Raw genomic sequence first — 13,832 nt, forward strand, 5'->3', positions numbered from 1 at the left:
GGTCGCGCGAGCCGCGCTCTCAAGCTTCTTTGGACGGGGTGCCGAGCTGAAAAGATCGATCTTCCCGTCCTGAAGACGAGGCGCCTAGGACCTCCAGCCCTCATCGAGTGAAAGTGTGGCGGCGTAGACCGAGGATCCGGCCTGATCCCGCACGACCGCCTTGAACGCGCGTCGGCCGCCCGGGGCGATCTGGTCCCAGACCATATCGCGAAGAGACGTGAGGGTGGCCCGACGCGCGCTTGCGCGATCCGACAGATCTGATCCCTCCACGTTGCGATCCTCGGCGGAGCCATCCGAGGGATCGAAGTAGAAGCAGAGCATCACGGAAGCTCGTCCGAAATGATTGACTCCTCGCCCACCTGGGGGGCCGCTTCAGACAGCCCACCTCTGGACAAATGTGAGGTGCAGCCGTGGCACCGTCGCCGCTGCCAGGCAGACGGGCGCCCCGCGAATACAGACCTTCGGCCTCGTGTTGGTAAGGTAGCAACAAGACGTCTGACAAAGGCCATCCAAGTGATGGGCAATGTGGGACAGGGCCAGATCAGTCCTTCGCGCAACTTGCGGTTGAACTCGAACAATTAAATCGCCCGCGTGCACGAGATGGTTAGCTGAACGTTAACACCCGGAATCGGTCCTCACCTTCCGGGGTTCATCTCTTCCTTGTCAGATACGCAAACCAAGCTGAAGGGCCACCAGGGCCGGGTGCGTGCCGCTCACGCCGATAGCATCGCTCCGGTCGGCATTATCCACGGGATCACGCTACGCCACAGGACACCCTGGCGGAGCGATGAAGGCGAGGCCCAGCGCACGGAGTGGTGGTTGTTCATCCTGGGTGCAAGCGCGGCCCTCTCGGTGCTGTGTATTCTGACGGCGCTCCTCGTGACGGGTTTCTCGTACATCTACGGTTAGTGGTGGAGCCCGTTCGAGCACATCACGATCGGCAGCACCCTAGCCCTCCCAACCTCTGCGCGGCGAGCAGCGGGTAAGCGAACAACCATCTGATCTGAGTGATCCGAGGGACGCTGACGACTCCTTCGGTCCCGCGTCAGATGTGATCGCCCGAGGGGCCCCCTGTGTGATCGGTTCTGCTGATCGGGGAGCGGACCCTGGCGACGCAGGATTCTCGAGAGCGGTCAAGATAATCTTCGCTGCGGGAGGCCGGCGCTCGACGGTACTCGCGTCCTCCCCATCGGATCATCGGGGAAATACAAATTTTATTCGTGGAAAAGAGTTGATCATCAAAACTGATGCGTGAAACCTCCGGGCGTTCGGAGGTTGCCATGTCTCTCGTTCTCGACCGCCCGGTCGCTCAGGAAGCCGGGAAGCCCCGTCTTCTCACACCATCCGCCGTGAAGGCGGCGCTGCGCGACGGCGCGGAGATCGCCATCCTGGATCTTCGGGAGGAGGGCGCCTTCGCCGCCGAAGGGCATCTCCTCTTCGCCGTTCCCGCCCCGCTGAGCCGACTGGAAGCGGTGATCGCGGGCTTGGTGCCGCGCGCGGCCACGCGCATCGTGCTCTCGGACCTGGATGGTTCGCTCATCGCGGACGGCGCGAAGCGCCTCGCGCAGCTCGGCTACACCGACGTCTCGGCCCTGGACAGCGGCACGCGCGGCTGGGAGGCGGCCGGCTTCGAGGTGTTCACCGGCACCAACGTGCCGAGCAAGGCCTTCGGCGAGGTGGTGGAGCAGAGGGCCGGAACGCCGCACCTGACCGCCGCAGAGGTCGCCCGGCTGCAGGCGGAGGGGCATGACCTCGTGGTCCTGGATAGCCGGCCGCTGCCCGAATTCCAGACCATGAGCATCCCGGGTGGCCTCGACTGCCCGGGAGCCGAGCTCGTCCTGCGCGCGCGGGAGGCCGCGCCGGATCCTGGCACGCTCGTCGTCGTCAATTGCGCGGGGCGGACGCGCAGCATCATCGGCGCCCAGGCCCTGATCAATGCCGGCCTGCCGAACCGCGTCGTCGCCCTGGAGAACGGCACGATGGGCTGGGAGCTGGCCGGCCTGACGCTGCGCCACGGCGAGACATCCCAGGTGCCCCGCCCAGGTCCCGGCACCCTCGCCTGGGCCAGGATGGCGGCGGCCGACCTGGCGCGTCGCGCCGGTGTCCTCCGCATCACGCCGGGGGAACTCGCCTCGCTGCGGGCCGACAGCGGAAGGAGCCTTTTCCTCTTCGACGTGCGGAGCCCGGAGGAGTATCGCGCTGGCCATCTGCCGGGCTTCCGCTCCGCGCCGGGCGGACAGCTCGTGCAGGCGACGGACAGCTATGTCGGCACGCTGCGCTCGCGCATCGTGCTGGCGGACGCGGAGGACGTGCGCGCGCCGGTGACGGCGTCGTGGCTCCTGCAACTCGGTTGGGACGAGGTCTACGTGCTGGAGGGCGGCCTCTCCGGCGCGCTCGAGACCGGCCCGGAGCCGCGACGCGTCCTCGGTCTCGGGGAGCTGCGCCCGGACTGGATCGACGCCGCCAGCCTTTACGCCGCCATCGGCAGGGGAACGGCGGTGTTCGACGTGGGATCGAGCCGCGCCTTCCGAGCCGGCCATGTGCCAGGGGCTTGGTTCACGACGCGGACCCGCCTGGGCGCAGCGGCCGTCGACCACGCGCCGGACGCCCCGGACTACGCCGTCCTGGCGGGCGACGACGCGCTGGCCGCCTTCGCCGCGGATGAACTCGCCTGGGCATCGGGCAAGCGGGTGCGCGTGCTGCTCGGCGGTCTGGAGGCTTGGAAGGCGGCTGGCCTGCCCGTTGAGGCGGGCGCGCAGCGCCTGCTGGCGGACGACGACGTCTGGCTCGCACCGGCCCAGCATCCGCCCGAGCGGCAGGAGGCGGAGAAGCGACGCTACATCGCCTGGGAACTGAACCTGCCCGCGCAGATCGCGCGGGACGGGGATGCCCGGTTCCAGATCCTCGCGCAGGGCTGAGGGGAACGCCGATGATCCGTTCCTCTTCCCCACTGCGGCGTCGCGGCCTGATGCTGGCGGGCGCAGCGTCTCTTCTCGCCCGGCCCAGTTTCGCCCAGGGCTGGCGTCCCTCCGGACCGATCCGGCTGATCGCCGGCGCCGCGGCTGGCGGCACCCTCGATATCCACGCCCGCGCCGCCGCGCCGCTCCTGGCCGAGCGGCTCGGTCAGCCCGTGGTGGTCGAGAACAACGGCGGGGGCGGCGGCCGGGTCGCCGCCGCGACCGTCGGACGGGCTGCGCCGGATGGCCACACGCTCCTGGTGGCGTCGGGCGACGGGCTGGTCATCGCGGATCTGCTCTTCACCGACCGGTCCGGGCCGCTCCGCCCGCGCCTGCGACCGGTGATGCTGACCGTTAGCGCCTCGCAGTTACTGGTTACACATCCCACCAGCGGGATCGAGAGCGTGGCGGACTACGTCACGGCGGCGCGCCGGCCTGGCGGGGTCACGCTCGCCCTTCCCGGGCATGGTGGCATCGCGCACCTGATCAGCGAGATGTTGAACCGCGAGGTCGGGCTGCCGCGCGTGGTGCATGTTCCCTATCGCGGCGGCGGGCCCGCTGCGCTCGACCTGCTCGCGGGCCAGCTGGACGCGATGATCATCACCTTGCCCGCCGTCACCGATTACGTCCGGGCCGGCCGCCTGCGGCCCCTCGCCGTGACGGGGAAGACCCGCGACCCCGCCATGCCGGAGGTCCCCACGCTCGACGAGACGATCGCGCCGGGTTTCGACATGACGAGCACCCAGGGCGTCCTGGCCCCGGCGGCGACGCCGGATGCGGTCATTGAGGCGCTGCACGGCGCCTGGCGCGCGGCCCTGCTCACGCCGGTGGTCGGGCGCCGCCTCGGCGACCTCGGCTTCGTCGTCACGGCCTCGACCCCGGCGGAGTTCCAGAGCTCCATGGACACGACCGGAGCGCGCTTCGGGCAGACCATCGCGGCGGCCGGCATCCGGGGAGAGGACGCGTGATCGCCCGGCGCAACCTGCTGGGCGCGGCAGCGGTCGCGCTTGCCGTGCCGGCGCGCGCCGAGCAGGCCGCCCCGGTCCCGGTCCCGGTCACCTTCATCGTCGCCTATGGTCCGGGTTCGGCGAACGACATCATCGTGCGGCTGGTCCAGCCCGGTCTCGCGGCGCAGCTTGGCCAGCCCGTGGTGATCGAGAACCGGGCCGGCGCCGGCGGCACCATCGGGACCGGAGCCGTCGCGCGGGCGCGGCCGGACGGGCAGACACTCGGCCTCGCGTCCACGGCCACGAGTGCGATCAACCCCGCGCTCTTCCGCGGCCTGCCCTACGACACGAACCGTGACTTCGCCCTCGTCGGGCTCCTGGCGGAGACGCCGAACCTCCTGATCGTGCCGCCCGCCTCGCCGGTCAGCACCGCCGAGGAGCTGGCGCGGCATATCACGGCAGCCTCTGCGCCACTGCGCTTCTCCTCGCCGGGCAACGGCACGACGCAGCACCTCAACGGCGTTCAGTTCGCGCTCCTCGCGGGCGGGGAGGCGGAGCACATCCCCTATCGCGGTCCGCCGGAAGGGGTGCAGGGCGTCGCGGCCGGGGAGGTGGAGTTCGGCTTCGCCTCGCTTCCCTCAGCGATCGCGCAGCTCCGCGCCGGTCGCGTGCGCGCCCTCGGCATCACGGGGGCCGCGCCCTTTCCCGAGGTGCCCGACGTCCCGACCCTCGCCTCGCTCGGCCTCGCGGCCCTTCGGGACGGTGGGGTCTGGTTCGGCATCGTCGTGCCGCGCGACACGCCCGCGCCGCGGTTGGCCAGGCTGCGGGAGGCCGTTTCCGTGCTCCGCGCCGATCCCGAGCTCCGGCAGCGCCTCGTCGCCGCCGGCTATGCGCCCCTCCCGCCGCGCCCGACACCGGACGAGGAGGCCTTCGTCACCGGCCAGGTGCAGGCGTGGGGCGCGCTCGTCGCCCGCTCCGGCGCCCGCATTGACTGAGAGGAGATGACCATTTCCGCCGCAGAAACCATCACCCACCCCGCGGAACGCCAGGCCGAGCGTGCGGCCGCCGTTGCGCAGGTCGTGCAGAAAACCCGCGCCATCGAGGTGGCGCAGGGGATCACGCGGGAGAGCCTGCACGAGATCCGCCGCGTGCTGCTGTCACTGGCCGCGCGTCGGGACCTGTTCCCGCTCGGCGAGTTCCCGCCGCCGCGCCGGGGAGAGCACAAGGACATCGCCTTTTACCGACTCTCACAGGACGAGGACGGGCGGCGCGCGCTCTATGTCTCCGTTGCCCTGCCGGGCAAGGAATCGCCGCCGCACGATCATGGCAACTGGGCCGTCCTCGTCGGCCTCAAGGGAGTCGAGATCAACCGGCTCTACGAGCGTGTGGAAACGCCCGCAGGCCCCACCGTGCGCCAGCGGGACGAGGTGGCCGTCGGCCCGGGCGTCGGGCTCGCGCTGCTGCCGGAGGACATCCATAGCATCCATGTTCAGGGTTCGGGTGACGAGCCGGTCATCCAGCTCCGGTACTACGAGCGCGGCCTGGAGCTGCAGACCGAGCGCAGCGCGTTCGCGCCCGGCGAGACGGGGGCATCGAACTTTCCACTCAATCTCAACATCGCGCCGCTGGGCTGAGCAGACGGCGATTCGGTTGGAGGCCGATCAGGCACGCGGCCAGAGCTTCGACGCCGCGACCTGAGGCGCAGGGGAACCATCCCACCAACGTGGTCGCGCCCGCGCAGCTGCATCCTTACATGGCCCGGCCCGATCGAATTGCACGATCATAGAGGATTAAATATCAAGATCGAACTGGATTTTCGCTTTCTTCTGTGGTGAATAACCGTTTCAGACCTGTATTGCGTGACGGCCAGGCGTAGCCCACGCGCACGGGTGCCGAGGTGTTGAGGCAGCGTGATGGACGATATCGATCGGAAACTGGTGGCCCTGCTCCAGCAGGACGCAACGCTCTCCGTCGCACAGCTCGCTGATCAGGTTCACCTCTCGGCCACCCCCTGTTGGAAGCGGGTGCAGAAGCTGGAGGCGAGTGGCGTTATCCAGAGGCGCGTCGCCCTGGTGGATCCGGCCCGGATTGGGGTCGGACTGATCGTCTACGTAGCAATCGAGGCGCATGATCACACGCCGGCCTGGTTAGAGAATTTCGCTCGCGCCATCGCCGGGATGCCGGAGGTGATGGAAGCGCACCGCATGGCGGGCGAGGTGGACTACATGCTGCGCGTCGCGGTGGCCGGGATGGCGGAGTTCGACACCTTCTACAAGCGCCTGACAGCCGCTGTTCCGATCCGCAACGTGACGTCCCGCTTCGCGATGGAGCAACTGAAGTACACCACCGCTTACCCAGTACGCATCACCGGACGAGCACGGTCACCTGCCTGACACCCGGCGCCGATCGGGCGATGGCTCACCATCGGCCCGCGGCCAATGGTGAGAACCCGTCGATGAGGCGGACGGACCGATCGGCGGCCGGACAGGCGTTCAGCGGACGGCCGTCACCTTGTCCTGCGTCTTTGTTTCGAAGTCGGCCGAATCGTGCCGCTCCCAGAGCTGGCTACCGGGCTCACCCTGCGTGCGGTTGACCATGCGTCCGCGCTTCACGGCCGGGCGCTCTCCGATCAGGTCCGCCCAGCGCTGGACGTGCTTGTAGGACTGCACGTCGAGAAACTCGGCAGCCCCGTAGAGCCACCCTTTCACCAGCCCACCATACCAGGGCCAGACTGCCATGTCGGCGATCGTATAGTCGCTGCCGGCCAGATACTCAGCCTCGGCCAGACGACGATCGAGGACATCGAGTTGCCGCTTCGTCTCCATGGAGAAGCGGTTGATCGGGTACTCCATCTTGGTGGGCGCATAGGCGTAGAAGTGCCCGAACCCGCCGCCGAGATAGGGCGCACTGCCCATCTGCCAGAACAGCCAGGAGAGGCATTCCGCTCGTTGGGCTCCCGTCTCCGGCAGAAAGGCCGCGAACTTCTCGGCGAGGTAGAGAAGGATCGCACCCGACTCGAAGACCCGGACAGGCGTCGGGCCGCCTCGGTCCAGCAAGGCCGGGATCTTGGAATTCGGATTCACGGCAACGAAGCCCGTGCTGAACTGCTCGCCCTCCCCGATCCGGATCAGCCAGGCGTCGTACTCGGCCCCCTGATGCCCAAGAGCGAGAAGCTCCTCGAGCATCACCGTGACCTTCACCCCGTTCGGCGTGCCCTGCGAGTAGAGCTGGAGGGGATGGCGGCCGACCGGCAGCTCCTTCTCATGGGTCGGGCCTGCGATGGGACGGTTGATGTTGGCGAAGCGCCCACCGCTGGCCTTGTCCCAGCTCCAGACAGCCGGGGGATTGTACTCGCTCGAACCGCTCATTCAGCTGACTCCCGATCGTGCGCCAGAGACATTCCCGCGGCGCAGGTTGCAAGGCGGATCGTTCGCGTCACGCAATCCATCATGCTCTTGCGACACGGTCCCGACATGGTGCCCGCGTGATGCCTGCCGTCCCGAAGGAAGGCCTGCAAGGATCGAGCAATGGCGGGCTGGTGTGGCCTGATCTCACCCGTGCGCCGCCGCGGCATCGCGCAGGAAGGCCAGCATCGCGGGCCAGGTCGTCTCGTTCGCGCGGGCATTCGTCTCGGCCGTACCGCCGCCCGTGGTGAGAATGCCGCTCACGGGGTGAGGAGAGGCGATGCGCGTCGTCGGCTGATAGGGATGCGTGATGGCGTGGCCCGCACCCTCGCAGCGGAGATGCATATGGGGCCAGGGATGCCGGGCCGTGGTCAGCGCCTCCTCCACCATCTCCGCATAGCGCGTGCTCGGCCAGGAGCCGTCATCCGTGCCGGAGATGGTCAGGACCGGGCCACGGATGCGCTCGACGGGGATGCGGGCGCGCGCCACGGCCTTCCGGTCGTCCAGCGCCGTCTCGACGGCCCGAGCGTGTCGCCGGGGTGGCGGCGCCTCATCGTAAGGCGCCCAGGACGCGGTGCGGTTGCCCTGCCAGACATGCGGAACCGGTCGACCGCCAAGAGTCCAGGCATCCCCGTCCCGGCCGCCCTTGGCCGGGTCCGCGGCGCTCATGCCCCCGTGCACGACCGCGCCCGGCACATAGGCCACCACGGCCGAGACACGCTCCGGGAAGGTAGCGCCGAGCAGCAGGGCGAGCTCGCCGCCGCGCGACTGGCCGGACACGGCGACGAAGTCGCCGGCCGGGCTCACGGCCGTGCGGAGCCAGTCCATCCCGCGCGCGAAGGACTCCAGCGGCGTGTCCGAGATGTAGCGCGGCAGCCCCGGAGCCCCGAAATAGCCGAGGGCGAGCGCGGCGAAGCCATGCGAGGCCAGCAGGGCCGCCCGCGGCTCATTGATCCCGCCGCCGGAGCCGTAGAGCACGATGACCGCCGGGTGCGGTCCCGGGCCAGGTGGGGTGAAGAGGGTCCCGACGAGGCCATCCTCTCGCACTTCCCGGCGCAGCACGCCTTCCGCCGCGAAGCGCGCGACCATCGTCGCTTCGGCGCGCGCGCCGCCCCCTTCCGCGGTCAGGCGGGTATGCACGGGATTTGCCGCCAGGGGACCTGTCGCGGCGCCGGGTGGGGGCGAGGCCAGCTGCTCCTGTGACCAGATGAGGCCCATCGGGGAGACACCTGCGTAGCTGCCATCCACGGGCGCATCCCGGGAGAGGTCCAAGGTTCCGCCCTCATCGGCGCGGAAGCTGGCCTCCCCTGACCAGCTTCCACCATCCGGCCAGTCCGTCTTGATCGCGACGCGGACGAGGGCGCCGGGCGGGAAACCCTCGGCGACGATGCGCCGGGGCACGTCCAGCAGGGCGTCCGCGGGTTCGACAAGAAGCCGCGCCATGCTCAGGACTCCCGCCGCACCATCATCGCCGCCGTCCGGTCGGAGACGAGGGTGGAGACCGTCAGCCCGCGTCGTGCCGCCCAGAGATTGCGGTAGTGGAACACGGGGATGATCCCGGTCTCGCCCATCACCACGCGCGCGGATTCGCGCAGGATCGCCTCCCGCCTCGCATCGTCCAGCTCGCGCACGGCCGCCTCCAGCAATCGGTCCACCTCCGGATTGGCGTAGCGGCCCCAGTTGGAGGAGCCGCGCCCGGCCGCAGGATCATAGGAGCCGAGGACGTTGACGAGGGCGTAGGAGGCTTCCCCTGTGCCGTTGCCCCAGGCCAGCACCGGCATCGCGAACTCCCCCGCCGCGGCGCGGGCCGAGAAGGTGGCCCAGGGCATGTTCTCGACCGTCGTGCGGACGCCGATCCGGGTCCACATCTGCGCGACGGCCTGCGCCGTCTCCGGGCCGCGGACGTAGCGGTCGGTCGGCACGTGCAGGGTGAGCCGGAAGCCATCCGGCAGCCCGGCTTCCGCCAGCAGGCGGCGGGCCGCGTCCGCATCGGGGGCCGGGGCGGGAAGGGAGGGTTCGTAGCCGAAGGAACCCTCCGGCATCCACTGGCCGGCCGGGACCGCCTGGCCCTGCAGCAGCCGATCCGCCAGGCCGCGCCGGTCGAGCGCGAGGGAGAGGGCACGGCGCACCCGCGGGTCGCGCAGCGGATTGTCCGGCAACGCCGATCCGTCCGCGGCGCGAAGGAAGGCGTTCGGCCCCGGCGCCGGGTTGGGGCAGAGGATCAGCACCCGCAGCCCCGGATGCGCGAAGACCCGCACATCCTGACGGCGGCCGAGATTCTCGGCATCGGCGACCGAGGCGCGCTCGATCACGTCGGCATCCCCGGCCAGCAACGCGGCGGTCCGGGCGGCGGCGTTCGGGACAAGGCGGATCACCACCTCGTCCCAGTCCGGGCGGCCGCCCCAGTAGACGTCGTTGCGGCGGAAGGTGATCCGGTCTCCCGGCACGTAGGAGACGAAGCGGTAGGGGCCGGTGCCGATCGCGGCACGGCCCGCGTTGAAGTCCGCACTCGTCGCGCCCTCCGCGGCGTGGCGGGCGACGATGTGGACAGAGGCCAGATTCAGCGGCAGCAGCGGCGCGGGGCCGCCGGTCCGCACGATCAGCCGGTGCGGGGCCGGCGCTTCCAGCCCCGTGATGTCGCGCAGGTAGCCGGCGAAGGACGCCGCGGAGCCCGGCACATCGGGTGCCCGGCGATAGGAGAAGATCACATCGTCTGCCGTGAAGGGGCGGCCGTCATGCCAGGTCACGCCGCGACGCAGGGTGAACTCCCAGCTCGTCTTGTCCAGAAGGCGCCAGGACTCCGCCAGGCCGGGCCGCAGCGCGCCATTGCGGTTCTCCACCAGAAGGTCGAAGGCGTGCAGGTCCACGGACCGGTCGCCGCCGAAGTTGTTGAGCTGCGGATCAATCGAGGAGACCGGGTCGCCGAAGGCGATGGTCAACCGTCCCCCCGGCGCGGCCCCGCCCTGCGCGTGGGCACGGCCCGCCAGCGCGGGCAAGGCAAGGAGGACGGGAAGGGCGCGGCGCGTGATCATCAGGGCTATCCTCGGTGGGGGCTTCTATCCGATGCGGCCACCCGCCGCAGTGAGCCGCATCTGCTTTGTGGCTGACACGTCAGTGATGACGGCCACGCCTCAGGTAAATTCCCGCAAGACCTTTGCGGGGCAATGCTCCGGGGCATCACCGGCCAAATTCTCAGGCGCCTCCATCGTCGGATTCCAGCAGGAGGACCCGACTTGGCGACGGTGCCGAGGTTCCAGCAACAGCGGTGCATCTTCCAGTCAGCCCTGCACGAAATAGCGGTTCGCGGGACGCGGAAGACCAAGATTCTCGCGCAGCGTTCGGCCCTCGTACTTCCGCCGGAACACACCGCGCCGCTGCAGCTCCGGCACGACCTTGTCCACGAAGTCGTCGAGACCCGCCGGCAGGTAGGGGAACATGATGTTGAAGCCGTCGCAGGCCCGGGTCTCCAGCCACTCCGTCATGCGGTCCGCGATGGTCGCGGCCGTGCCGGTGAAGGCCGGCCCCGCATAGCCGCCGATCCGCTGCGCGAGCTGCCGGACGGTCAGGTTCTCCCGCCGGGCGAGCGCGAGGGCCCGCTCCCGCCCGCTCTTGCTCGCATTCGTCTCCGGGATGGCCGGCAGCGGTCCGTCCGGGTCGAAGACGGAGGCATCGGTCCCAAGGGCCACGGAAAGCGAGGCGATCGCGCTGTCATCATGCACCCCGCGGTCGAGCAGGGCGCGCTTCTCGCGGGCCTCGTCCTCCGTCTCGCCGACGACGACGAAGGCGCCGGGAAGGATCAGGACGTGATCGGGATTGCGGCCGGCCTGCCCGGCACGCGCCTTGATGTCGGCGTAGAAGGCGCGCGCGTCCTCGACCGTTCCTGTCCCCGCGAAGACGACCTCCGCCGTCTCGGCGGCGAGCTGCCGTCCGTCATCGGAGGCCCCGGCCTGCACGATCACCGGCCAGCCCTGGACAGGGCGCGCGATGTTCAGCGGCCCGCGGACGGCGAAGTGCTCCCCCTTGTGGTTCAGGACGCGCATCCGGTCAGGGTCGAAATACACGCCCGAATCGACGTCCCGGATGAAGGCGTCATCGGCCCAGCTGTCCCAGAGGCCGGTGACGACGTCGTGGAACTCCCGCGCCCGCCGGTATCGGGCGGCGTGCTCCCAGTGCTCCTCCCGCCCGAAGTTCCAGGCCTCGGCCGGGTTGCCCGATGTGACGACGTTCCAGCCTGCCCGGCCGCCGCTGATGTGGTCGAGCGAGGCGAACTTGCGGGCGATATGCCAGGGCTCGTTGTAGGTGGTCGAAGCGGTGGCGATGAGGCCGATCCGCTCCGTCACCATCGCCAGGGCCGGCAGCAGGGTCAGTGGATCGAAGGAGGTGACGGTCGCGCTGCGCTTCAGCGCCTCGATCGGCATGTTCAGCACGGCCTGGTGGTCGGCCATGAAGAAGGCGTCGAACCGCCCCTCCTCCAGCTTCCGCGCGAAGCGGACGAGGTGGCCGAGGTTGAAGTTGGCGTCCGGGAAGGCGCCGGGATAGCGCCAGGCCGCCGTATGGATCGAGACCGGGCGCATGAAGGCGCCGAGGCGCAGGCGACGCGGTTCGGGCATCGGTTCTCAGCCGCCCTGAAGGAGGTCGGCGTGCCAGCGCGCGGCGACTTCGGGGTGCGAGCGCAGGCGGCCCTTCAGGGCGTTCTGCCCGATCTGGCGGAACAGCGGGTTGAGCGGGTCGCTCGCCGGCCCGGCCGCCTCGGCCGCGAGATGCGGCGGCAGGGGCAGGAGCGGCACGGTGGCGTCGAGCCGTGCGGCGAGGAAGAAGGCGACTGAGATGCGGTCCGTCCCCTCAGGGGGCGGGATCACCCGGTGCACCGTCGCGCGAAGGTAGCCGTTGGTCGCAAGCTCCAGCAGCTCCCCGATGTTGACCACGAAGGCGTCGTGCAGGGGCGAGGCGTCGATCCACCCGCCCTCGCCCTCCACCTGCAGCCCGCCGGCGGAGTCCTGCAGCACGAAGGTCAGCAGCCCGCTGTCCTTGTGGGCGCCGACGCCCTGCGCGTCCGGCTCCGAGGGCCGGCCGGGGTAGCGGATGAGCTTCATCGTGTGGCGCGGGGGCTCCAAGATGGCGTCGAAGGCATCCTCCGGCGCCTCCAGGGCCAGGGCGAAAGCGCGCACCAGCCGTGCGGCGACGGCCGTCAGGGACTCCTGCCAGCCCGTCACGACCGGACGGAGGCCCGGCAGCGCCTCAGGCCACTGGTTCGGGCCGATGAGGCGGGTCCAGGGCGGGCCGGCCGCAACGGCCTCGCGCTCGTCATGAATGTCGAACTGCTCTCGCCAGTCGGGGCGGCCGCGGGTGATCTCCCCACCGGCGCGGGTGTAGCCACGGAAATGGGGGGAGTGGACCATCGCCACCTCCTCCTTCGCGGGCAGCGGCAGGGCGAAGAAGCGCCGCGCCTCCGCCAAGATGCCCGCCTGCCGCGCGAGCGGGATGCCGTGGCCCGTGAGATAGAAGAAGCCGACATCCCGAGCGGCCGCGCGCAGATCCCGCAGGAAGGCCGCGCGCCGGGTGACGAGGTGCGAGAGGTCGAGCACCGGGAGCGCCGGCGCTCCCGCCTGGAGCTGGGCGGACATCAGGCGGGGTGGAACAGCAGGGCGCGGAGCTCGATGCTCTGCCGCGGTGGCGCGTCGGGTGGTGCTCCGGGATCGGCGAACGCCGTGTGCGGCGAGAAGCGTGCCCGTCCGTCCGTGGCACTGTCATAGCACTTCAACAGGAGGGCCTCCTCGGGCTGCATCTCGGGCAACCAGTACCAGCGATGCGCCGGATCGTGGCGAACCTGGTAGGTCTCGCCGGTGCGATGCGGGTAGATCAGGTCGCTCGGCACCAGGTCCTCCGGCGCGACGGTCCGCGCGTCGCAGACGGCGAGCGGCATGTCCCACACCGGGCCGATGATCGGGCGCCAGAGGTTCACGACCTGCACGCGACCGCGCAGCAGCGCCTCTGCCTCGTCCGGCAGCAGGTCGCGCACGCGCTGCGGCCCGGACCGCTCCGTATGGTCCACGTGGACACGGGAGACGGGCTGGCGCGGAGCGTCCGATCGGTCTGCGGCGCCGGGCACGCGGCGGCGGATCGTGTGGTCGAAGATGTGGGCGCGCGTCGCGCCCGTGGCAGCCTGGAGGATTGCGGCGCTCTCGGGGTAGTAGATGCGCCGGATCGCCTCCTCGTCGCGGAAGTCCCGGATCGCACTCCTGCCCCTCGCGACGGCGAAGCCCTCGCGGTCCAGGGAAACCTCCTCCGCGATCGGCCGGAGATCCCGGACCGCGGTGCGGCATGGCGTGGACACGATGTTCGTCCGCGGCCGTCCGGGCGGGGGCGCATCGACGTAGCTGTACGGGCGGCCCACCACCTGGCCGAGGTAGTTCAACTCCGCCTGGACGCTGCGGAGCTTCGCGCGGAGAACGGGCGGCGTCGCGAGGTCGAGGCTCATGTCAGCTTCCCGGGCAGGATGCCCGCAGCAGAATGAGATCGCGGCA

At 70.2% G+C, this 13,832-nt stretch carries 12 protein-coding genes; 5 read left to right on the top strand and 7 right to left on the bottom strand.

The window, feature by feature from the left end:
• Positions 1–84 precede the first annotated feature (84 nt).
• Entirely contained in the window at positions 85–321 is a 237-nt protein-coding gene (locus tag ACP6CK_RS22595; RefSeq protein WP_426959966.1) for a DUF6894 family protein, read from the bottom strand.
• Positions 322–1,280: 959 nt separating this feature from the next.
• Here ACP6CK_RS22595 and ACP6CK_RS22600 point away from each other — a divergent pair.
• The 5 genes from ACP6CK_RS22600 (at position 1,281) to ACP6CK_RS22620 (ending at position 6,297) form a co-directional block, all read left to right on the top strand.
• Complete coding sequence (locus ACP6CK_RS22600) at positions 1,281–2,918, top strand: rhodanese-like domain-containing protein (protein ID WP_426955571.1); 1,638 nt, start codon at positions 1,281–1,283, stop codon at positions 2,916–2,918.
• 11 nt (positions 2,919–2,929) lie between these two features.
• On the top strand, positions 2,930–3,925 hold the full coding sequence (locus ACP6CK_RS22605) for a Bug family tripartite tricarboxylate transporter substrate binding protein (protein WP_426955572.1): 996 nt from the start codon (positions 2,930–2,932) through the stop codon (positions 3,923–3,925).
• The gene (locus ACP6CK_RS22610) at positions 3,922–4,899 is read left to right on the top strand and encodes a Bug family tripartite tricarboxylate transporter substrate binding protein (protein WP_426955573.1); all 978 of its coding nucleotides are present in this window, start codon (positions 3,922–3,924) and stop codon (positions 4,897–4,899) included. The genes ACP6CK_RS22605 and ACP6CK_RS22610 overlap by 4 nt, the downstream gene beginning before the upstream one ends.
• Positions 4,900–4,905: 6 nt before the next feature.
• Positions 4,906–5,538 (top strand): cysteine dioxygenase, encoded by a 633-nt coding sequence (locus tag ACP6CK_RS22615; RefSeq protein ID WP_426955574.1) that lies wholly within the window; start codon positions 4,906–4,908, stop codon positions 5,536–5,538.
• 279 nt (positions 5,539–5,817) lie between these two features.
• Entirely contained in the window at positions 5,818–6,297 is a 480-nt protein-coding gene (locus ACP6CK_RS22620) for an Lrp/AsnC family transcriptional regulator (protein WP_426955575.1), read from the top strand.
• Positions 6,298–6,396: 99 nt separating this feature from the next.
• On the opposite strand, the gene yghU is transcribed toward ACP6CK_RS22620, so the two are convergent.
• The 6 genes from yghU to ACP6CK_RS22650 form a co-directional block, all read right to left on the bottom strand.
• The gene (gene yghU, locus ACP6CK_RS22625; RefSeq protein ID WP_426955576.1) at positions 6,397–7,272 is read right to left on the bottom strand and encodes a glutathione-dependent disulfide-bond oxidoreductase; all 876 of its coding nucleotides are present in this window, start codon (positions 7,270–7,272) and stop codon (positions 6,397–6,399) included.
• A gap of 183 nt (positions 7,273–7,455) precedes the next feature.
• The gene (locus ACP6CK_RS22630) at positions 7,456–8,751 is read right to left on the bottom strand and encodes an acyl-CoA thioester hydrolase/BAAT C-terminal domain-containing protein (protein ID WP_426955577.1); all 1,296 of its coding nucleotides are present in this window, start codon (positions 8,749–8,751) and stop codon (positions 7,456–7,458) included.
• Positions 8,752–8,753: 2 nt separating this feature from the next.
• The gene (locus ACP6CK_RS22635; protein WP_426955578.1) at positions 8,754–10,340 is read right to left on the bottom strand and encodes an ABC transporter substrate-binding protein; all 1,587 of its coding nucleotides are present in this window, start codon (positions 10,338–10,340) and stop codon (positions 8,754–8,756) included.
• A 246-nt stretch (positions 10,341–10,586) separates the two neighbouring features.
• Positions 10,587–11,918 (bottom strand): LLM class flavin-dependent oxidoreductase, encoded by a 1,332-nt coding sequence (locus ACP6CK_RS22640; RefSeq protein WP_426955579.1) that lies wholly within the window; start codon positions 11,916–11,918, stop codon positions 10,587–10,589.
• A gap of 6 nt (positions 11,919–11,924) precedes the next feature.
• On the bottom strand, positions 11,925–12,932 hold the full coding sequence (locus ACP6CK_RS22645; protein ID WP_426955580.1) for an isopenicillin N synthase family dioxygenase: 1,008 nt from the start codon (positions 12,930–12,932) through the stop codon (positions 11,925–11,927).
• Positions 12,932–13,786: a CmcJ/NvfI family oxidoreductase gene (locus ACP6CK_RS22650; RefSeq protein ID WP_426955581.1), complete on the bottom strand. Its 855-nt coding sequence runs from the start codon at positions 13,784–13,786 to the stop codon at positions 12,932–12,934. Before ACP6CK_RS22650 ends, ACP6CK_RS22645 begins: the two co-directional genes overlap by 1 nt.
• Positions 13,787–13,832 lie beyond the last annotated feature (46 nt).

Origin of the sequence: Muricoccus radiodurans (assembly GCF_050154705.1) — a bacterium.
In the GTDB taxonomy this organism is placed as follows: Bacteria; Pseudomonadota; Alphaproteobacteria; order Acetobacterales; family Acetobacteraceae; genus Roseomonas; species Roseomonas radiodurans.

Bases quoted from the DNA above. Each gene is read 5' to 3' on its own strand.
- ACP6CK_RS22605 (WP_426955572.1), top strand. From the start codon at position 2,930: ATGATCCGTTCCTCTTCCCCACTGCGGCGTCGCGGCCTGATGCTGGCG.
- ACP6CK_RS22645 (WP_426955580.1), bottom strand. From the start codon at position 12,932: ATGTCCGCCCAGCTCCAGGCGGGAGCGCCGGCGCTCCCGGTGCTCGAC.
- ACP6CK_RS22620 (WP_426955575.1), top strand. From the start codon at position 5,818: ATGGACGATATCGATCGGAAACTGGTGGCCCTGCTCCAGCAGGACGCA.
- yghU (WP_426955576.1), bottom strand. From the start codon at position 7,272: ATGAGCGGTTCGAGCGAGTACAATCCCCCGGCTGTCTGGAGCTGGGAC.
- ACP6CK_RS22640 (WP_426955579.1), bottom strand. From the start codon at position 11,918: ATGCCCGAACCGCGTCGCCTGCGCCTCGGCGCCTTCATGCGCCCGGTC.
- ACP6CK_RS22650 (WP_426955581.1), bottom strand. From the start codon at position 13,786: ATGAGCCTCGACCTCGCGACGCCGCCCGTTCTCCGCGCGAAGCTCCGC.
- ACP6CK_RS22600 (WP_426955571.1), top strand. From the start codon at position 1,281: ATGTCTCTCGTTCTCGACCGCCCGGTCGCTCAGGAAGCCGGGAAGCCC.
- ACP6CK_RS22595 (WP_426959966.1), bottom strand. From the start codon at position 321: ATGCTCTGCTTCTACTTCGATCCCTCGGATGGCTCCGCCGAGGATCGC.
- ACP6CK_RS22635 (WP_426955578.1), bottom strand. From the start codon at position 10,340: ATGATCACGCGCCGCGCCCTTCCCGTCCTCCTTGCCTTGCCCGCGCTG.
- ACP6CK_RS22630 (WP_426955577.1), bottom strand. From the start codon at position 8,751: ATGGCGCGGCTTCTTGTCGAACCCGCGGACGCCCTGCTGGACGTGCCC.
- ACP6CK_RS22615 (WP_426955574.1), top strand. From the start codon at position 4,906: ATGACCATTTCCGCCGCAGAAACCATCACCCACCCCGCGGAACGCCAG.